The following is an 18,021-nucleotide window of genomic DNA, read 5'->3' as shown; positions in this document are numbered from 1 at the left end:
TATTGATTATAATTCAATAGAATAGGAAAATTTTAACCAAGTGAAATGTCTAAGGGGACATCGAGACAGGTGGAAGGTTTAAACGGAAGGGGTATGCATGATGTCTAAAAAAATCCATGAATTCAACGATATGATCCGCAAGCTTCGAAAAGAGCTGTTTGGCAAGGGGCCTGAACGGATTCGCACGGTCTTTGTCGACAATATGGCAGTTTCGACACTGTACGGCAATTTGACGGCGAGCGAGCAATTTATCGCAAGTACATCAGAGGGAAGGGAGATGGTGCATGCGGCAAGGACGACCTTGATTCAGAAACACTACTCCAATCACGTCCCGGAAGGAATGGAGCAGCTCATCGGAGCGAAGCTGGAGCACCTTTTTACAGACATTAAAATTCAGGAGGATATTGCGGTGTCTGTTTTTATCTTTGACGGCAATATTGAAGACGGCACCGAATCAGCGAGCGGGGCTTGACGATCTGCCTCAAGTTCGAGGGGGAGTCATGATGATTGAACTGAAATCGAGTGAAAAACGAAAAGCAAAGGTTTTGTTAACGGAAGAAAGCCCGACATTCGCACATGCGATAGCCGAAGGAATCATCGAAGGAAACGTCTATGTCGATGATTTCCTCACACCGGCCACAGCTCTTTTTCGGACAACTTCCGGGATTTATTATGTCGCTGGAAACGTTCCGGGCAGCGGAAGAAGCGAGTGGCTTCATTATTTGAATGAACAGAGGAACGGAGCACGCTTTACCGTGTTTTCGGCTTCTGAAGAATGGGACGCCTTTTTAATCGGGGGGCTTGGCGATCCGCTGCAGCAAATGGAGCGCGTGTCATTTTTCCTCGGAAAAGAGGATCGTAATCGAGGCGCAGCATTTGATGGGGTTGAAAGATTTTCTGAAGATGACCTTCAAAAAAGCGCGAATTTTACTGGAAAATACGCTGATGAGTATTGGGGAGAGACCAGCCGTTTTTTGAAGAACGGTTTCGGGTTTAAAGTGTTGCATGATGGTGTGACCGCCAGTGAATGTGTCACCATTTTTTGTTCGGAACGCTTTGCCGAAGTTGATATCGCAACACACCCGGATTACAGGGGGCGGGGGTTTGCAGTCCGCTGCGCCAGCGCCTTTATCGCGCATGCACTAGAGAACCGCTTGAAACCGCGCTGGGATTGCGACCGGCAAAACGACGCATCGCTCCGTCTCGCTGAAAAATTAGGATTTCGACCTGTCAAAACTTATTCTTTATTTGTCGGAAAACCGTGAACCAATACGAATGTTTTTAAACAGTGGGGACAGGTTAAAGGCATAGCAAGGACTAAACGCTTGCAGGATGACAGAGATTTCTCCCGTTGAAAGTGCGGCTTCTCTCCTATATGATCGTAGTATTGGCTTTTGGAGGTGGAACGAATGAAAAAAAGCTTGGTGATGGTCCTCGTCTTTCTGCTTCTGCTTTCAGGCTGCGGAGAGGACGATCCCAGAAAAGTCGTAGCATTTGGAGACAGCAATACACGCGGCTCAAATTGGCAATTTCGCGATTATCCAAAAGCGGAAAAGTGGGTCAATTTACTTCAGACTTCCCTTCAAGGGCAGTACAAAATAAATAATGCAGGAATAGGTGGAGAAACGACGGAAGACGCCAGGTTTCGGTTCAGGAAGGATGTGCTGGATAAGCAGCCGGCATATCTTTTTATCATGTTCGGAACAAATGATGCAGCAATTCTTGCGAAAGGGCTGCCGCGCGTATCTAAAAAAAGGTTTAAAGAAAACCTCTATTATTTTGTTAAAGAAAGCCGCCGCCGCGGGATAGAGCCGATATTAATGACGTGCCTGCCGATCGTCGAAGGAAGCGGGGACAACATCTTTTATTATGCAAGATACCGGGCTGCTTCGTTTGAAAAATACGGAGGAGCGCGTAAATGGCACGATTCCTATAATGACGTCACAAGGGAAACGGCGCGTGAACTTGATGTTCCGCTAATCGACAACTGGAAAAACATCGTGAAAAAAGCAGGCGGAGCTACAGATGAGAAGCTGATCCATTCGGGGTTTATCGACCCATCGGGAAATCACTTAACCCCAAAAGGCGCGCGAATTATTTTTGAAGGAATTAATGAAAGTAAAGTCATAAAAACTTCTTGATTTAAGTAAAAGGCCTAGCCATTTCTCCTTTTTCTTCATAGGCTGTTACTATAACAGTCCAAAGGAGGAATGATGCGATGGGATATCCTTTTCCCGCTGGTCCGTGTTCGTACCCGGCTTATCCCGGATATGCAGGCGCCGCATACGGATATGCGTTCGTTGTCGTCCTTTTAGTCGTCCTGCTGGTCATCGGCGGGTTCTACTGGCTTAGTCCTCACGGATTCTTCAAATAGCACCTCTTTTAGAGAGGTGTTTTTTCATGAAAAACAGTAGTAAGCGTATTATTCAAGTGATATAATATCAACCTAAGTGAAAAAAAGCAGCAAGAGCGCCCGGGAGTGCTTGAGCTATGAAGAGACGGAAAGCAGATGACCGAGCGACCTTCTTTTGATTTCGGTTTCAATCAGCTCGATGAATTCGCGGTTCAAATTCATCTCATTTGCTTTAATGTATGATTCTATTAAAAGTTCATCAGACAGCTTTTTCATACTCGGTACCCATTTAATGGGGAAGACACCTCCTCATAAAAATTGGAATAACCTGTTTGGAATAAGCATAAAATGTTAAGTTATATGATCTTTGTTTGAAGTACCTATAATCTATCATGAATATTGGGCAAGAACAATCGTTCTGTTATCCACACCAAAAAGTGGATAACTTGTGGGTATCATGTTTATAATTTAATAAAAGGTCGATGAAATATGAGTGGATACTGTGTGTAATTTTATCCACACCTGTTGAAGAATCCTATTATATGTCGAAAACTTTTCGGACAGCCGATTTTTTAAGACACTTTTAGATTTGATTCGACACATTGAAAAAAGAAGCAGTAATTGAAAGGAAAGGGTGCGGCTTTGTGTTAAAAAAGTTTTTTTTGCCGGATGAATTTGTAAAAAATATTTTTCATATTACCCCTGAAAAACTAAAAGAGCGCAATGTAAAAGGGATTATTACGGATTTGGACAACACGCTTGTAGAATGGGACAGGCCGAGTGCGACACCGCGTCTTATCGAGTGGTTTGAAGAGATGAAAGAGCACGGCATTAAAGTGACAATTGTCTCTAATAATAATGAAAAACGCGTCAAAATATTTTCTGAACCGCTTAATATTCCGTTTATTTACAAAGCGAAAAAGCCGATGGGCAGAGCTTTCAGAAAAGCCGTCAAAAATATGGGTCTTAAAAAAGAAGACGTCGTTGTCATAGGAGATCAGCTCATGACAGATGTGCTGGGAGGGAACCGCAATGGGTTCCATACCATTCTTGTCGTGCCTGTGGCTGCTTCCGACGGCTTTTTTACGCGTTTCAACCGCCAGGTGGAACGCAGAATTCTCAGTGCTTTAAAACGGAAAGGCCATATTCAGTGGGAGGATTAAAGAATGGAAAAGGTAGTTTGTATCGGATGCGGAGTCGCCATTCAAACCGAAGATAAAAATAAACTGGGCTACGCGCCTGAAGCATCGCTGTTAAAAGATAACGTCATCTGCCAGCGCTGCTTCAGATTGAAAAATTATAACGAAATTCAGGATGTTTCACTGACGGACGATGACTTTTTGAAAATTCTGCACGGCATCGGAGAAACGGATTCGCTCATCGTGAAAATCGTCGACATCTTTGATTTCAACGGAAGCTGGATCAACGGACTAAACCGCTTTGTCGGAGGCAATCCCATCTTATTAATAGGAAACAAAGCAGATATTCTTCCTAAATCAGTCAAGCGCGAGCGCCTTGTGAACTGGATGAAGCGTGAAGCGAAAGAGCTTGGCTTAAGGCCCGTTGATGTGCTGCTCGTCAGCGCCGGGCGCGGGCAGGGGATGAAAGATGCAATCGACGCAATCGAACATTACAGACAAGGCAAAGATGTATATGTCGTCGGATGTACGAACGTAGGGAAATCCACATTTATCAACCGGATTATTAAAGAGGTTTCCGGAGAAGACGACATTATCACGACATCCCAATATCCGGGGACGACGCTTGATGCGATTGAAATTCCTCTGGATGACGGATCGGCGATGTATGATACGCCGGGAATCATCAACCATCATCAAATGGCGCACTATGTCGCGAAACGCGATCTGAAAATATTGACGCCGAAAAAGGAACTGAAGCCCCGGACTTTCCAGCTGAACGAAGAACAGACGCTGTTTTTCGGCGGATTGTCGCGGCTTGATTATGCAAGCGGAGGCAGGTCTTCGTTTGTATGCTATATGCCGAATGAACTCAACATCCACAGAACAAAGCTTGAAAACGCGGATCAGCTGTATGAAAAGCACGCTGGGGAAATGCTCGCTCCCCCTGCAAAAGAAGATCTTGACTCGTTTCCGGAGCTTGTCAAACATACGTTTACAATTAAAGAACCGAAAACGGATGTTGTATTCTCAGGCCTCGGCTGGGTAACCGTCCAAGAGGCGAACCAAAAAATTGTCGCCCACGCCCCTAAAGGCGTTCACGTGTTTTTGCGCAGATCTCTAATATAAGTGCTAAGGGGAGAGAGTTATGAAACCGATATACGGACTGATTGGCAATCCGGTGGCTCATTCCATGTCTCCGGACATCCATAATGCGGCTTTGCAGGATCTTTCTTTAGAAGGGCATTATCACGCTTTTCGCGTGGAAAACGAAGATCTTGAAGATGCTGTGAAAGGCATGCGGGCCCTCGGCATTCAAGGGTTTAATGTGACCGTCCCCCATAAAGTAGCGATCATGAAGCATCTCGATCGTATTGATGAAAGCGCCGAAGCTCTCGGGGCGGTAAACACTGTCAGAAGAGAAAAAGAAGGGCTGGTCGGATATAATACAGATGGAGCAGGGTTTCTTAAATCGCTGAAACCATCCCTTGATCGTCCGCTTTCTGAGCTCTCGATACTGTTGATCGGAGCCGGCGGTGCGGCGAGGGCGATATTTACCACTCTGGCAGCCGAAACGCCGAAGCGGCTGGACGTTGCGAATCGTACGCCTGAAAAGGCACTGGCATTCACTCAGCGTTTTGAAGGAGAGGCACGAGCCTTGTCGTTGCAGGAAGCGGAAGCAGACTTGTCAGCATATGATATCGTGATTCAAACAACGTCGGTCGGGATGCATCCGAACATCGAAGCTGCCCCGCTTTCATTGACGAATGCGAAAGAAACGTGCCTTGTATGCGATATTATCTACAATCCGCTGAAAACGGCCCTGCTGCAGGAGGCTGAAGCAAAAGGCTTGAAAACATTGGACGGAGTCGGCATGTTCATCGGCCAGGCGGCCCTTGCCTTTGAGCTGTGGACCGGACATGAGCCGAATATGGAAAAAATGAAATCAATTGTATTGCAACAACTAGGAGGAAAATCATGCTAACAGGAAAACAAAAACGCTATTTGCGCCGGGAAGCGCATCATCTGTCACCGATTTTTCAAGTCGGCAAAGGCGGAGTCAACGACAATATGATCAAACAAATCAGTGAAGCTCTTGAAGCCAGGGAATTGATCAAGGTGAGCGTGCTGCAAAACTGCGAGCAGCCTAAAGAGGAAGTAGCCGAAGCGCTGGCGGGTGGAGCGCGCGCTGAACTGGTGCAGACGATCGGAAACATTATTGTGCTATATAAGGAGTCAAAAGAAAATAAAAAAATTGAGCTTCCTTAACGCTTAAAGGTGGTAATCATGAGGAAAATCGGGATTTTTGGAGGGACATTTGATCCTCCGCACAACGGGCATTTATTAATAGCAAATGAAGTCCTGTACAAACTGGATCTTGATGAAATTTGGTTCATGCCCAACCAAATTCCGCCGCATAAACAAAAAAACTCGTTTTCGCTAAGTATGCACAGGGCGGAAATGCTGAAGCTCGCCATTTCGGGGAAAGAGCAATTTAAACTGGAGACGATCGAACTCGAAAGGGAAGGCCCTTCTTATACATTTGATACCGTTCGCCTGCTGAAAGACCGATACCCTGACCATGAGTTTTACTTTATTATCGGCGCGGATATGGTGGAATACCTGCCGAAATGGTCAAACATTGACAAGCTTGTCAACATGATTCAATTTGTCGGGGTGAAGCGGCCCGGCTTTCAAATTGAGACGCCGTATCCGCTCGTTTTTGTCGATGTGCCTATTTTTGAAGTGTCATCATCTTTACTCAGGGACCGCATTAAAAATCAGCAGCCGACAGATTACTTAATCCCTGACGAAGTGAAGGTCTATGTGAAGGAGAATCGTTTATATGAAACGTGAGGAAGCCTTAGCCTGCGTGCAAGAACAGCTGACAGAACAGCGCTACATCCATACGGTCGGCGTAATGGAGACGGCTGTAAAACTTGCCGAACGGTTTGGTGCAGATGTGAAAAAAGCCGAAACCGCCGCGATATTTCATGACTATGCCAAATTTCGCCCGAAAGAGGAGATGAAACAAATCATCCTCGATGTGGGCGGACCGCTTGAAGTGCTCGATTTTCATCATGAACTTTGGCATGCGCCGGCAGGAGCAGCACTTGTCAAAACAGAGGTCGGAATTACGGATGAAGACATCCTGTCAGCCATTCGATTCCATACATCCGGAAGGCCAAATATGACTCTTCTTGAAAAAGTGATTTATGTAGCGGATTATATCGAACCGGGCCGCCGTTTTCCAGGGGTTGAAGAGGTTCGGACTCTCGCTGAAGAAGATTTGGATTCGGCGCTTATCCAGGCATTGAAAAATACGATTACCTTTTTAATTTCAAAAAATCAGGCCGTTTATCCGGAAACGGTCGCCACATATAATGCTTTAGTAAACGATAGACATTAGGAGGAATTACTGAATGGATCAAGCTTCAATTTTAAAAATTGCCGCAGAGGCCTGCGATGATAAACGGGCGGAAGATATTATCGCCTTGAATATGCAGGGGATTTCCCTCGTGGCTGATTATTTTCTGATTTGCCATGGGAACTCTGACAAACAAGTTCAGGCCATTGCCCGGGAAATTAAGGATCAGGCTGAAGAAAATGGAATTGATGTGAAGAAAATGGAGGGCTTTGACGAAGCCAGATGGGTTTTAATCGATTTGGGCGATGTCGTTGTCCACGTTTTCCACAAAGAGGAAAGAGGCTATTACAACCTTGAAAAGCTGTGGGGAGACGCGCCGATTGAAGATCTTTCGTTCGGAGTTAATGAATGATCTATAAAGGGTTTTCCAGTATTTATGACAAGCTGATGTCTCACGCTCCTTACGATCAGTGGGTCAGTTGGATTGAAAAAATGATCGGTGCACAGCAGAAAGAACGTATACGGGTACTTGATCTGGCGTGCGGAACGGGTGAAATATCGGTCCGCTTGGCTGGAAAAGGCTATGATGTCACAGGAATCGATATCAGCGAAGACATGCTTGCCCAGGCCCAGTACAAAGCAGCCATCCGACAGCTTGATATTCAGTTCTTACAACAGGATATGCGCGAACTTGCCGGGCACGGGCAAGAGTTCGACGCGGTCGTGATCTGCTGTGACTCGCTGAATTATCTAAAAAACGAAAAAGACGTTTTCGATACTTTTAAAAACGTTTTTTCTCTATTAAAAGAAGGCGGCCTTCTTCTGTTTGATGTTCATTCCGTTTACAAAATGGATGTCATTTTTCCGGGAAGTACGTATGCCGATCAGGATGAAGAAGTGAGCGTCATCTGGCAAAGCTATGCGGGGGATGAGCCCCATTCAGCTGTTCACGATTTGACCTTCTTCGTAGAAAACGGAGACGTGTACGAAAGGTTTGATGAATCGCATGAACAGCGGACTTTCCAGACGGAAAAGTACATCAGCTTATTGGAGCAAGTCGGATTTGAGGTACAGTGCGTCACTGCCGATTTTTCAAAATTGGAGCCAAGCGCAGAGTCGGAACGTCATTTTTATACAGCGAAAAAAACAAAAACCATCGTTTAATTTAACGATGGTTTTTCATAATGCATTTTTCCTTAGTTGAGATCTCAGCACATTCGTGAAACAATGAATCAAACGGAGAATTGCTTCTTGACCAGGGCGATATCTTCTTCATACTTCAAATGGGTGTTTCGGAACATCTGGCGGAACATATCCTGAACGCCGCTTTCCAGCGCCTTAATTCCCTCACCGGTTACACCGCCTTTAACGCAAACCTTTTCCTGCAGGGCTGGCAGTGTGTAATGGCCTGTTTCGAGCAGCCTTCCCAAACCTACGAGCATTTCTTTCGTCATTAAAATAGCGTCCTCTTTTGACACGGATGTTTCTTCGACAGCCGCCTGAATAAACTCCTGTACTAAATAGCTGATAAAGGCGGGGCCGCAGCTGACAATGTCTGAGGCGACCCTCGTAATCCCGCTTTCGATTTCGAGAGGGATTGAGATCTTGCTCACTAAAGCCGTCAATTTTTCTTTTGCCTCAGCTGTGCAGCTTTCTCCGCAAGTCAATAATGACACGCCGGACAGCGCTCTGTTCGTAATGCTCGGGATCACTCTTGCCGCCTGGCAGGAGACGATGGCTTCCAGCTGTTCGACCTGCACCGGACTCGTAATGGTGACCACAATCTGATCGCGGGTGAAGACGGGTGAGAGCCGCTTTAGCAAAGGATAAATATCCAGCGGCTTTACACAGATAAACACGGTGTCACTTTCCGTAATCACTTCTTCCGGCCGTTCTGCAACCTGAATGTCTGGGAATCGTTTTTTTATGTTTAACGCTTTGTCGATCGTTCGATTAGTAATTGTTAAAGATGAGGGAATGACTGCTCTGGATTCAATTAACGCCTCAATTAAAATGGTCCCCATATTTCCTGTCCCGATAAAGCCGATATTCAATCGTTCTCCCCTCCTTTGAACCTGTATCTTTTAAACGATATGAAGGCTTTAGTCAAAATATGTATGAAAGCAGGTGAGCAGTTTGACAGATTGGCTAAAACAATATAAATGGTATGCCGCGGGAGGCGTTGCACTCGTCTTGATCATCAGCGCGGCCTTCATGCTGTTAAGCGGAAAGCGTGAAACTTTATCCGGCCTCTCCATTCCTGAGGAAGCTTCTGTACAGACTTTTGACAAGAAAGAGGAGACGAAGCGGGAAAAAAACGCGGGGGAAGAGGCGGTTATCATCGATTTGAAAGGCGCTGTGAAAAATCCGGGCATCTATCAAATGAAGGTGGGGGACAGAGTGCACGATGCATTGAAAAAAGCAGGCGGCACCGTGAAAAAAGCGGACCAAAAGCAAATTAACCTGGCCGCCGTTTTGCAGGACGGTATGGTTGTTTACATTCCATTTGAAGGGGAAGAGACAGCTGGTTCTCTTTCAGAAGCGGGCTCAAGAGCAGAAGGTAATTCCGGTGATGTCGTCAATATTAATACGGCGTCCTCTGAGGAGCTTCAGGCGATTCCAGGCATCGGCCCTTCAAAAGCGGAAGCGGTTATCGATTACCGTGAGGAGAACGGACCGTTTCAGATAATAGAAGACATCACGAACGTTTCGGGAATTGGAGAAAAGTCTTTTGAGAGAATAAAATCTTCAATCACGGTAAAGTAAATTGACGTTTGCCGATAAACATATGTAAACTTAGGGAAGTCGACATCGTATTTTTGGAGGGAAAACAAGTGGAACGGATTTCTTGGGATCAATATTTTATGGCGCAGAGCCATTTGCTGGCGCTTCGCAGCACGTGTACAAGGCTTGCTGTAGGAGCGACAATTGTCAGGGATAAACGAATTATAGCAGGAGGCTACAACGGATCGATCGCTGGAGGCGTTCACTGTGCGGATGAAGGCTGCTATATGGTGGACGGGCATTGCATCAGAACGATTCACGCCGAGATGAACGCGATTCTTCAGTGTGCAAAATTCGGTGTTCCGACCGAAGGCGCTGAAATATATGTCACACATTTTCCGTGCATTCAATGCTGTAAATCGATCATTCAGGCAGGTATTAAAACGATATACTATGCGAAGGATTACAAAAACCATCCATATGCGGTTGAACTTTTCGATCAGGCTTCTGTTAAAGTCGAGCAGGTAGAACTCGATGAGATGATTATCGACTTGAAAAACCAAGAAAAGTTAGCGTTTGTAGCCGATCTGATCAAACAGCTGGCTGATAAAGGCCTTGAGGAAGAGGAGATCAGGAAAATACACGAAGAGGCCAATAAACTGTTTACAAGCTACGTGTAATCCGATGAACAGACATCGTATCTTCCCGTGCGGAGCAATTTCAGCGGCAGCCGGAATTGCCTCCGCTCACTCTTCTCTTTATCTCTTCCTCATGATCAGTTTTTTTCTGTTCTTTATCCTCTGTTTCTTCAAGAAACAAATACTCCTTTTTATCATATGTGCAGCGATTTGTATTTTATATGCCACTTCTTTTTACATGATCGACCATTTCAATACGACGATTTATCATGAAGGCAAATTTCACTCGCTCGCTTCTGTCCGGGATATTCCCATAATAGACGGAGACCGGCTTTCTTTCACGGCCGAAACAGATAAGGGAGAAGCTCTAAAAGCGGGCTATACGATCCGGTCTCCACAAGAAAAACGGGCGCTCTCAGCTCTTCAGCCGGGAAGCATCTGTGTCATGCAAGGTGAATTAAGAGCACCGAAAAAAGAGACGGTGCCTGGAACTTTTAATCAAAAAGAATCATTGTATCAAAAAGGGATTCACTGGTTTTTTTCGGTTCAGTCCATTAAAAACTGCAAGCCGGGCGGCGGTCTTATGCCATTTCTATTGAAGATCCGAAAAGCGGGCCTTGATTTTACAGAAGAAAATATGGCGGACCCGGCTGCCGGTATTGCAAGAGCGCTTACTTTCGGAGACCGGTTTCTCATTGAACAAGATGTGCTGGACGGTTATCAGCGCCTTGGGATCATTCACCTTTTAGCAATTTCCGGGCTTCATGTCGGTCTGTTGTCAGCCGCTCTGTTCCACATATTTATTCGCTTCGGTATGACGAGGGAATGCGTAAAATGGCTGCTCGTTTTCGGGCTGCCCGTTGCCGCAGTTTTGACCGGAGGCGCCCCGTCAGTGATGAGGGCGGTTTTCATGTCTGAAATCTATCTGCTAGCATCACTGTTTAAAAAGAACTTCAAAAGTGCCGATGTGATCAGCATCGCCTGCCTCGGACTGCTGCTGTATCATCCTTATCTGCTATTTCAAGCCGGATTCCAGCTTTCTTTTGCCGTATCCTTCGTTTTCATTCTTTCAAAAGAGATTTTGATCAGGCCGAAAAGCCGAATCTCTCAGCTGCTATTGGGGTCATTTTTGGCTCAGCTCGCTTCCCTCCCGATTCTGCTTTTTCATTTTCAAGAGTTTTCATTTCTCAGCACAGTGATGAATCTGCTTTTTATACCTCTCTATATTTTCATCATCATGCCGCTGTCTTTCGGAAGCCTGTTGGCTTTCATGTGTTTTCGTCCCTTGGGGGAGGCGGCAGCCTGTGTGCTTGACCGTCTGCTTGTGTGGAGCCATCAGGCTGTTAAAGCGGTGTCTGCTGCGGATATTTTGGTTTTTTCTGCGGTTAAACCGCCGGATATTTTGTTGTTTTTCTACTTCGCAGCCATTTTTCTGTTTTTGCTGATTCTTGAAAAAGAGATGTCGTTTCGAGCGGTCATGATTCCGTCCGGCCTCCTTGCTGCTGTGTTTGTGATTCACGTATGTCTTCCTCAGATTGCAGGAGAAGGAGAGGTCACAATGCTTGATATCGGCCAGGGGGACAGCATGTATGTCAGCGCTCCCGGTCAGAATGGCACGGTCTTCATTGATACGGGAGGAACCGTATCCTTCCGGAAAGAGCGGTGGAGAAATCGAAAGAAGGATTTTTCACTGGGAGAGAGCGTATTAATGCCTTTTCTGGCATCCAAAGGGGTTAAGAAACTCGATGCTTTAATTTTGACCCATGCTGATCAGGATCATATCGGTGAAGCACAGGTGCTGATTCAAAAACATAAAGTCAAGCAATTGATCGTGCCGAAAGGCTTCGCAGCCGAACCGTCTGATGAAAAGCTGCTTCGCCTTGCCTTGAAAGAAGGCATCGAGGTGAATGTAGCCAAAAGAGGTGACATCCTTCATATTGGCAATCTTGTATTTTACGTTCTTTCACCGAAAGAAGCGGACAAAAACAGCAAAAACAATGGTTCCCTCGTATTGTGGATGAAAGCGGGCGGATTTTCGTGGCTGTTAACGGGCGATTTGGAGAAGGAAGGTGAAAAGGAGATGATGACAGAATATCCGAATCTTAAAGCGGATATTTTGAAAGTCGGTCACCATGGAAGCAAAGGTTCAACGGGGGAAGAGCTGATCAAGCAAATTGAGCCGAAAGCCGCGATCATTTCGGCGGGGGAGCACAACCGCTACGGGCATCCCCACGGGGAAGTATTGGACATCCTAAACCGTCACGATGTGAAGGTGTTCAGAACGGATCGGCACGGTTCGATTCAGTACCTATTTCGAGGCGGGAACGGAACGTTTTTGCTTCATCCTCCATATGATAAAGTACATTCCCCGCAAGAAAAAATGACTGCTGAAAAACAGCAGTCGTCAAAAAGCCGCTTGCCTGACGGAGAGTAAAGCGGTGTCCATGACTTGGCTTGATTAAGCGGCCAGATGTATAACAGTAGCGATAATAAACATTGTAGCGAAAAAGCCAAAAGACACGATAAAACCGACACCTGAATCTACAAGATCGTTACGTTTGCTTTGCACGTCTTTTTCAAATTCATTCACAATTTACCCCTCCTATTGATATCCAGTATAATTCAATTCTTTACAAAAATCTAGGAGCTTCATGCAACCGTTTTCTAAAATTTATGAACATCGTCTTTTATAAACTGACCCGGGGGTTTATGGAAGGCGTTTATTATAAATGAGAGAGCGGGGTGACTCCGCTTCTCTCTTTACTAATTGCAAAACACGCTTTAGGATAGAAAGGAAGGATGAAAGAGGGGAAAGTGCAGATGACGGTATTTGATGTTTGGAAAAGCTTGAAAAAAGACGACATTCATCCTGTTTATTGCTTGTACGGGAAAGAGACGTATCTTCTGCAGGAGACGGTTCAAAGGATTAGACAAGCTGTCGTTGATGAAGAGGCGAAGGATTTCAACCTTTCCGTATTTGATTTGGAAGAAGAGGCATTGGACCTTGCTGTTGAAGATGCCGAAACTTTTCCGTTTATGGGGGAGAAGCGTCTTGTTGTTGCTAAAAACCCGTCTTTTTTAACAGCTGAAAAAAAGAAAGACAAAATGGAGCATAACCTCGGGAGCCTGGAGGATTATATTGCGCAGCCGGCGCCTTATTCCGTTTTTGTTCTGCTCGCTCCTTATGAGAAGCTTGATGAGAGGAAAAAGCTGACCAAGCTGTTGAAAAAACATGCCCAAATGGTCGAAGCAAAAGAACTGAACGGCCGGGAAACGGCTGATTTCATCGCAGGGCTTGCCAAATCAGAAGGGAAGCTCATTGAACGGGAAGCGGCAGAGGAGCTTGTCATCCTGTGTAATGCCAGCCTGTCGGCCATTGCCCAAGAGGTGAAGAAGCTTAGTACATATATCGGCGATCGGGATTCGATTACGCTTGAAGACGTCAAAAAACTCGTTGCCAGAGGTCTCGAGCAAAACATTTTTGAATTGATCAACAAGGTTGTGAACCGGAAGCGTACAGAAGCGCTGCAGATTTTCTATGATCTGTTAAAACAAAATGAAGAACCGATCAAAATGATGGCGCTGATCGCAAACCAGTTCAGGCTTTTGATGCAGACCAAATACTTTTCGCAGCAGGGGTACGGGCAAAAGCAAATCGCCTCAAACCTCAAAGTTCACCCGTTCAGGGTGAAGCTCGCGATCGACCAGGCGAGGTTGTTTTCTGAAGAAGAGCTGAAAAGCATCATCGAGCATCTCGCCGTTATGGATTATGAAATGAAAACAGGCAAAAAGGACAAGCAGCTTTTGCTTGAGCTGTTTTTACTCAAGCTTTTGCAGTCCGATTGAAAAAAGGGCTCTCTAACTATGAGAGCCGTCAGGCTGTCGAGAAAATCCCGACAGCCTTTTCACTTGTTCTTTTTTTTTTCGCTCGCTGCTCTTTTGTCGGCCGCCGTTTTCTTGTTTCCGGCTCTTGTTCATGCGCTTTGTGAGACACTCCGGCATTTTCATTTCTTTAGAAACTTGCCGTAGACGCTGCTTAGTTTACCTTCAAAATCGGCAAACTTCGCCTTTAGGCGCTAGAACATATTTTGCATACCGCTTCGCTTCGGCTTTGAGGATCTTATCAATAGGATTGTGGGATGCAAAAGCCGGAAGAAACGTGCCGTGGCATCGAATGTTTATTCAGCAAAGGGGCAGGAAAGATAAAACCGAAAACATTGAAAGTCTGCAGGCTGTAAAAAGGTTGAAAATAATATTTGAGAAAGGGAGGAATGAAAAAATGACAACGTTAAAAAAGAATTTAAGGACTTGCAGCAAGGGACACGAGTATTATAAAAGCAGTGATTGTCCAGTTTGCCCGATTTGTGAGCAACAACGCAAACCTGACAACGGATTTCTTTCATTGCTCTCTGCACCAGCCAGACGAGCTTTGGAACACAATGGAATCACTTCTTTGCAGCATCTAGCAAAATACAGCGAAAAAGAGATTTTGAAATTTCACGGTATGGGACCGGCATCTTTGCCTAAATTACGGGTTGCTTTGAAGGAAAAAGGGTTATCTTTTAAAAGTTAAACTCCATGAATGATGATACTTGTACAGTCGAGAATTTAATTGATTTCATCAAATAAGCAAGGGAACTTCCTTTTTTGGAAGTTCCTCATTTCGTATAAAAATCAATAATCATATGTTTGAATGAAAACAATTGTCCGAAGTCAGCCTCATTTAAAACAAAAAATAGCTCCGTGCGAGTGAAACATGGCTGACAGGCTGGCATGAAAGCTCCTCTCTGTCGGCACACACCTGAATCGCGCTGTTTTTGCGGTCTGACGGCTTCTCATCTAAGAGAGCCGTTTTTTTGACGGCAAGCAAAAAAGCTTGGCATGGCCAAGCTTTCTATTATGCAGAAAGTCCGTTCACTTTTTTCGCTAGGTTTGATTTGTAACGAGCTGCGGTGTTTTTGTGGACAAGACCTTTTTTAGCTGCTTTATCGATTTTCTTTGCTGCTGCAGATAGAGCTGCTTTCGCTTTGTCTGCTTCGTTGTTGCTTACGAAAGTTTCAACTTGTTTCATAGCAGTGCGCATTGCAGATTTGATTGTTGCGTTGTGCGCGCGGCGCTCGTTGTTTGTTTTTGTGCGTTTGATCGCTGATTTAATGTTTGGCAATGTGTTTCACCTCCTAAGACATAACCTCTGTTCCTTTTCTATAGGTTAGATCTCAACAATAGAACAAATTGTATTCTATCAAACACACCCTTAGATTGCAATATAAATGTAAAGTATTTTTGTTTGAAAGCTCCGCTTCGGGGGAATGTTCGCAGACCTTGTGGGCACACTAACACCAGTTATGTTTTTGGAGGGAAGCAAATATGGAGAAAAAGAAGCTTGATTTAAGTCAATATGCAGTCCGGACAGACTTAGCCGTGGAAGCGAGGGATCTGGCAGAGGAAAAGGAAGCTTCTCCAAAGAAAGAGCTGAAAGGGTTTACAGTCAAAGAATACGAAAAAGACGGGATCAAAATTCAGACGATGGACATTGATGAAGAAGGAGCGAAGCTGTCGGGGAAAAAAGCCGGCCGCTATTTAACCTTTGAAACACAAGGGATCAGACAGCAGGATTCCGTCTTGCAGGAAAAAGTCGTCAATGTGTTCGCAAAGGAATTTTCCGCATTTCTCGATTATTTGAACATTCCGCGGGATGCCAGCTGCTTAATTGTAGGGCTTGGCAACTGGAATGTCACGCCCGATTCGCTCGGCCCCCTCGTGACGGAGAACCTTCTCGTGACGAGGCACCTGTTTCAGCTGCAGCCCGAAAATGTAGAGGATGGCTACCGTCCGGTGAGCGCGCTTTCCCCGGGAGTCATGGGCTTGACCGGAATTGAAACGAGCGACATTATCCAAGGGGTGATCGATCGCTCAAAGCCCGATTTTGTCATTGCCATTGATGCGCTGGCATCAAGAGGGATCGAGCGTGTGAATTCTACCATTCAAATTTCAGACAGCGGGATACACCCCGGGTCTGGCGTGGGGAATAAAAGAAAAGAGTTAAGCAAGGATACGCTCGGCATCCCGGTCATCGCCATCGGTGTTCCAACGGTGGTCGATGCCGTCACGATCACGAGCGATACGATTGATTACATGCTGAAGCATTTTGGAAGAGAGATGAGAGATGACAGTCCGTCCAGGTCGCTCGTTCCCGCGGGGATGAGCTTTGGGAAAAGAAAGGTCCTCACCGAAGAAGACCTTCCCGATGAAGAGCACCGCAAATCGTTTCTCGGTATAGTCGGCGGCCTCGCAGAGGATGAAAAAAGGCAGCTGATCCATGAAGTCCTCGCTCCGCTCGGCCATAACTTAATGGTGACCCCTAAAGAGGTCGATACATTTATCGATGATATGGCAAATGTGATTGCAAACGGTCTGAACACAGCGCTCCATGAAAATGTATCGCAAGACAATAAAGGAATGTATAACCACTAAGATCAAGGCGGCTGACCAGGCCGCTTTTTTCATGACATTTAGCATTGCCGGAACTTGTTCTACTTCCTCTATCTTGTACATAGTCTATTTACTAGACAAGCTCTGGAGGGATTTACAATGAGAAAAAGAGGCAGGAATCGGCAGTTTGTGCTGGCTGTAAATGGAAGAAGCGCGGTGAAGACAGTATTCTTATTTATCGTCAGCCTGCTGCTCGTTTTTATTTTATCAGGCGTGTTGACTTCGCTGCGTCCTGAGTTAAGGCCGTCTTCATCGTTGTACCGGGTGACTGATGAACTGGGGGGCGAGACCTTTGGGCTCATTTTGGGAATGGAAAACCACTACTTTGCATCAGAATTGCCGGAACCGAATAAGCGCTTTGAGCTTTCCCCCCTCGTTCTGAAGCTGGCGACCAGCATTAATTTGAAAGATCCGCGAAGTTTTCTCGGACGGGAGCTTCCAGGCTTCTCTCATTTTGACTCGGAAATTCTCATTGCCGGGCAAGGGACGGATTATACGAATATGCCGTCAGAATCTCCTCCGCCGACTGAGGTCTTAAAAGAGGAGAGAGAAGCGAATCTTGCAGAGCTTGAAGGGAAACAGAAAAAGAAAACAGGAGAAGAAAAACCTCCTGAGCAATCGACGGGTGACCGAAAAGTTGTATTTATCTACAATACGCATAATACGGAATCGTATCTCCCATTTTTAAAAGGTGAGACGGAACCTAATCGGGCAATTCATTCGAAAGCAAATGTTACGCTTGTCAGCGATATGCTCGCAAATGCAATGAAATCGCAGGGTGTCGGGGCAATGGTGGATAAAACCGATTTTCAGGCGAATTTGCGGAAAAAAGGTTGGGCCTATGCCCGTTCCTATGATGAATCAAGGCCGGTCGTCAAAGAGGCGATGGCCCAAAACAAAGATTTACAGTATTTTATCGATATTCACAGGGATTCGCAGCGGAAGAAAGCGACAACCGCAACTGTCAATGGAAAAAGCTATGCACGCGTTGCATTTGTGCTCGGCAAGAAGAGCTCTAATTTCGAAGCGAACTTAAAGCTGGCAAAAGAGCTGCATGAACGGCTGGAAAAAAAATATCCCGGTTTGAGCCGCGGTGTTATATCTAAGGGAGCTGCCGGGGATAATGGCATATATAATCAGGATTTAAACGAAAGATCCGTCTTAATCGAATTTGGCGGCGTAGATAATAACCGCGAAGAGCTGGAGCGGGCTGCAGAAGCGATGGCGGATGTATTCAGCGAGATGTACTGGAATGCTGAAAAAGTTGATGCAGACACCGGTGAAGACGATAAGAAAAAACAATAGGAC

Annotated in this window: 23 protein-coding genes; 19 read left to right on the top strand and 4 right to left on the bottom strand. The window is 45.6% G+C overall.

Annotation, left to right across the window (positions count from 1 at the left end):
• Nucleotides 1–100 precede the first annotated feature (100 nt).
• The 4 genes from BTA31_RS10845 (at nt 101) to BTA31_RS23020 (ending at nt 2,374) form a co-directional block, all read left to right on the top strand.
• A complete protein-coding gene (locus BTA31_RS10845; protein WP_043928345.1) occupies nt 101–472 on the top strand; it encodes a Na-translocating system protein MpsC family protein in 372 nt (123 codons plus the stop codon).
• A gap of 31 nt (nt 473–503) precedes the next feature.
• On the top strand, nt 504–1,265 hold the full coding sequence (locus BTA31_RS10840; RefSeq protein ID WP_076791476.1) for a GNAT family N-acetyltransferase: 762 nt from the start codon (nt 504–506) through the stop codon (nt 1,263–1,265).
• A 144-nt stretch (nt 1,266–1,409) separates the two neighbouring features.
• On the top strand, nt 1,410–2,141 hold the full coding sequence (locus tag BTA31_RS10835; protein ID WP_043928343.1) for an SGNH/GDSL hydrolase family protein: 732 nt from the start codon (nt 1,410–1,412) through the stop codon (nt 2,139–2,141).
• A 77-nt stretch (nt 2,142–2,218) separates the two neighbouring features.
• Nucleotides 2,219–2,374, top strand: a complete 156-nt coding sequence (locus BTA31_RS23020) for a hypothetical protein (RefSeq protein WP_023855260.1) — start codon at nt 2,219–2,221, stop codon at nt 2,372–2,374.
• 114 nt (nt 2,375–2,488) lie between these two features.
• On the opposite strand, the gene sda is transcribed toward BTA31_RS23020, so the two are convergent.
• On the bottom strand, nt 2,489–2,629 hold the full coding sequence (gene sda, locus BTA31_RS10830; protein ID WP_003183713.1) for a sporulation histidine kinase inhibitor Sda: 141 nt from the start codon (nt 2,627–2,629) through the stop codon (nt 2,489–2,491).
• A gap of 368 nt (nt 2,630–2,997) precedes the next feature.
• On the opposite strand from sda, the gene BTA31_RS10825 reads away from it, so the two are divergent.
• The 8 genes from BTA31_RS10825 to BTA31_RS10790 are packed head-to-tail and all read left to right on the top strand — an operon-like array spanning nt 2,998 to nt 8,023.
• Complete coding sequence (locus BTA31_RS10825; RefSeq protein WP_020452282.1) at nt 2,998–3,516, top strand: YqeG family HAD IIIA-type phosphatase; 519 nt, start codon at nt 2,998–3,000, stop codon at nt 3,514–3,516.
• Nucleotides 3,517–3,519: 3 nt separating this feature from the next.
• Complete coding sequence (gene yqeH / locus BTA31_RS10820) at nt 3,520–4,620, top strand: ribosome biogenesis GTPase YqeH (RefSeq protein ID WP_043928342.1); 1,101 nt, start codon at nt 3,520–3,522, stop codon at nt 4,618–4,620.
• Between the two features lie 19 nt (nt 4,621–4,639).
• Complete coding sequence (gene aroE, locus BTA31_RS10815) at nt 4,640–5,476, top strand: shikimate dehydrogenase (protein ID WP_043928341.1); 837 nt, start codon at nt 4,640–4,642, stop codon at nt 5,474–5,476.
• Complete coding sequence (yhbY, locus tag BTA31_RS10810) at nt 5,470–5,760, top strand: ribosome assembly RNA-binding protein YhbY (protein WP_043928340.1); 291 nt, start codon at nt 5,470–5,472, stop codon at nt 5,758–5,760. Before aroE ends, yhbY begins: the two co-directional genes overlap by 7 nt.
• 18 nt (nt 5,761–5,778) lie before the next feature.
• Nucleotides 5,779–6,348: a nicotinate-nucleotide adenylyltransferase gene (locus BTA31_RS10805; RefSeq protein ID WP_076791473.1), complete on the top strand. Its 570-nt coding sequence runs from the start codon at nt 5,779–5,781 to the stop codon at nt 6,346–6,348.
• Complete coding sequence (yqeK, locus tag BTA31_RS10800) at nt 6,338–6,901, top strand: bis(5'-nucleosyl)-tetraphosphatase (symmetrical) YqeK (RefSeq protein ID WP_076791471.1); 564 nt, start codon at nt 6,338–6,340, stop codon at nt 6,899–6,901. The genes BTA31_RS10805 and yqeK overlap by 11 nt, the downstream gene beginning before the upstream one ends.
• 13 nt (nt 6,902–6,914) lie before the next feature.
• Complete coding sequence (rsfS, locus tag BTA31_RS10795; protein WP_003183699.1) at nt 6,915–7,271, top strand: ribosome silencing factor; 357 nt, start codon at nt 6,915–6,917, stop codon at nt 7,269–7,271.
• On the top strand, nt 7,268–8,023 hold the full coding sequence (locus tag BTA31_RS10790) for a class I SAM-dependent DNA methyltransferase (protein ID WP_076791469.1): 756 nt from the start codon (nt 7,268–7,270) through the stop codon (nt 8,021–8,023). Before rsfS ends, BTA31_RS10790 begins: the two co-directional genes overlap by 4 nt.
• A 68-nt stretch (nt 8,024–8,091) precedes the next feature.
• On the opposite strand, the gene comER is transcribed toward BTA31_RS10790, so the two are convergent.
• Complete coding sequence (comER, locus tag BTA31_RS10785; RefSeq protein WP_076791466.1) at nt 8,092–8,913, bottom strand: late competence protein ComER; 822 nt, start codon at nt 8,911–8,913, stop codon at nt 8,092–8,094.
• An 82-nt stretch (nt 8,914–8,995) separates the two neighbouring features.
• Between comER and BTA31_RS10780 the strand changes: the two genes are divergently transcribed.
• The 3 genes from BTA31_RS10780 to BTA31_RS10770 all read left to right on the top strand — a co-directional run bounded on the left by BTA31_RS10780 (nt 8,996) and on the right by BTA31_RS10770 (nt 12,655).
• Entirely contained in the window at nt 8,996–9,625 is a 630-nt protein-coding gene (locus BTA31_RS10780; RefSeq protein ID WP_076791463.1) for a helix-hairpin-helix domain-containing protein, read from the top strand.
• Between the two features lie 68 nt (nt 9,626–9,693).
• Nucleotides 9,694–10,263 carry a ComE operon protein 2 gene (locus BTA31_RS10775; RefSeq protein WP_003183690.1) on the top strand — a complete coding sequence of 190 codons (570 nt, stop codon included), beginning with the start codon at nt 9,694–9,696 and terminating at the stop codon, nt 10,261–10,263.
• 4 nt (nt 10,264–10,267) lie between these two features.
• Complete coding sequence (locus BTA31_RS10770) at nt 10,268–12,655, top strand: DNA internalization-related competence protein ComEC/Rec2 (protein WP_076791461.1); 2,388 nt, start codon at nt 10,268–10,270, stop codon at nt 12,653–12,655.
• A gap of 24 nt (nt 12,656–12,679) precedes the next feature.
• Here BTA31_RS10770 and BTA31_RS10765 read toward each other — a convergent pair whose 3' ends face one another.
• Nucleotides 12,680–12,811, bottom strand: a complete 132-nt coding sequence (locus tag BTA31_RS10765) for a YqzM family protein (protein ID WP_003183686.1) — start codon at nt 12,809–12,811, stop codon at nt 12,680–12,682.
• A gap of 230 nt (nt 12,812–13,041) precedes the next feature.
• Here BTA31_RS10765 and holA point away from each other — a divergent pair, with 230 nt between their 5' ends.
• The gene (gene holA / locus BTA31_RS10760; protein WP_167370608.1) at nt 13,042–14,067 is read left to right on the top strand and encodes a DNA polymerase III subunit delta; all 1,026 of its coding nucleotides are present in this window, start codon (nt 13,042–13,044) and stop codon (nt 14,065–14,067) included.
• A 433-nt stretch (nt 14,068–14,500) separates the two neighbouring features.
• Nucleotides 14,501–14,794: an RNA polymerase alpha subunit C-terminal domain-containing protein gene (locus BTA31_RS10755; protein WP_065644218.1), complete on the top strand. Its 294-nt coding sequence runs from the start codon at nt 14,501–14,503 to the stop codon at nt 14,792–14,794.
• A 324-nt stretch (nt 14,795–15,118) separates the two neighbouring features.
• Here the strand turns inward: BTA31_RS10755 and rpsT are convergent, their stop codons facing one another.
• A complete protein-coding gene (gene rpsT, locus BTA31_RS10750; RefSeq protein ID WP_003183682.1) occupies nt 15,119–15,385 on the bottom strand; it encodes a 30S ribosomal protein S20 in 267 nt (88 codons plus the stop codon).
• Between the two features lie 203 nt (nt 15,386–15,588).
• Here rpsT and gpr point away from each other — a divergent pair, with 203 nt between their 5' ends.
• Together gpr and spoIIP are read left to right on the top strand one after the other, a co-directional pair.
• A complete protein-coding gene (gpr, locus tag BTA31_RS10745) occupies nt 15,589–16,695 on the top strand; it encodes a GPR endopeptidase (protein ID WP_050820711.1) in 1,107 nt (368 codons plus the stop codon).
• 117 nt (nt 16,696–16,812) lie between these two features.
• A complete protein-coding gene (gene spoIIP, locus BTA31_RS10740; protein WP_076791455.1) occupies nt 16,813–18,018 on the top strand; it encodes a stage II sporulation protein P in 1,206 nt (401 codons plus the stop codon).
• The last annotated feature ends 3 nt before the right edge of the window (nt 18,019–18,021 follow it).

Source organism: Bacillus haynesii (assembly GCF_001969855.1).
In the GTDB taxonomy this organism is placed as follows: Bacteria; Bacillota; Bacilli; order Bacillales; family Bacillaceae; genus Bacillus; species Bacillus haynesii.
Note: the sequence above shows the minus strand (reverse complement) of the source record. Positions and strands in the feature narration are given on the sequence as shown.

Coding starts and splice junctions, on each gene's coding strand:
- BTA31_RS10845 (WP_043928345.1), top strand. CDS start 101: ATGTCTAAAAAAATCCATGAATTCAACGATATGATCCGCAAGCTTCGA.
- BTA31_RS10840 (WP_076791476.1), top strand. CDS start 504: ATGATTGAACTGAAATCGAGTGAAAAACGAAAAGCAAAGGTTTTGTTA.
- BTA31_RS10835 (WP_043928343.1), top strand. CDS start 1,410: ATGAAAAAAAGCTTGGTGATGGTCCTCGTCTTTCTGCTTCTGCTTTCA.
- BTA31_RS23020 (WP_023855260.1), top strand. CDS start 2,219: ATGGGATATCCTTTTCCCGCTGGTCCGTGTTCGTACCCGGCTTATCCC.
- sda (WP_003183713.1), bottom strand. CDS start 2,629: ATGAAAAAGCTGTCTGATGAACTTTTAATAGAATCATACATTAAAGCA.
- yqeH (WP_043928342.1), top strand. CDS start 3,520: ATGGAAAAGGTAGTTTGTATCGGATGCGGAGTCGCCATTCAAACCGAA.
- aroE (WP_043928341.1), top strand. CDS start 4,640: ATGAAACCGATATACGGACTGATTGGCAATCCGGTGGCTCATTCCATG.
- yhbY (WP_043928340.1), top strand. CDS start 5,470: ATGCTAACAGGAAAACAAAAACGCTATTTGCGCCGGGAAGCGCATCAT.
- BTA31_RS10805 (WP_076791473.1), top strand. CDS start 5,779: ATGAGGAAAATCGGGATTTTTGGAGGGACATTTGATCCTCCGCACAAC.
- yqeK (WP_076791471.1), top strand. CDS start 6,338: ATGAAACGTGAGGAAGCCTTAGCCTGCGTGCAAGAACAGCTGACAGAA.
- rsfS (WP_003183699.1), top strand. CDS start 6,915: ATGGATCAAGCTTCAATTTTAAAAATTGCCGCAGAGGCCTGCGATGAT.
- BTA31_RS10790 (WP_076791469.1), top strand. CDS start 7,268: ATGATCTATAAAGGGTTTTCCAGTATTTATGACAAGCTGATGTCTCAC.
- BTA31_RS10770 (WP_076791461.1), top strand. CDS start 10,268: ATGAACAGACATCGTATCTTCCCGTGCGGAGCAATTTCAGCGGCAGCC.
- holA (WP_167370608.1), top strand. CDS start 13,042: ATGACGGTATTTGATGTTTGGAAAAGCTTGAAAAAAGACGACATTCAT.
- BTA31_RS10755 (WP_065644218.1), top strand. CDS start 14,501: ATGACAACGTTAAAAAAGAATTTAAGGACTTGCAGCAAGGGACACGAG.
- gpr (WP_050820711.1), top strand. CDS start 15,589: ATGGAGAAAAAGAAGCTTGATTTAAGTCAATATGCAGTCCGGACAGAC.
- spoIIP (WP_076791455.1), top strand. CDS start 16,813: ATGAGAAAAAGAGGCAGGAATCGGCAGTTTGTGCTGGCTGTAAATGGA.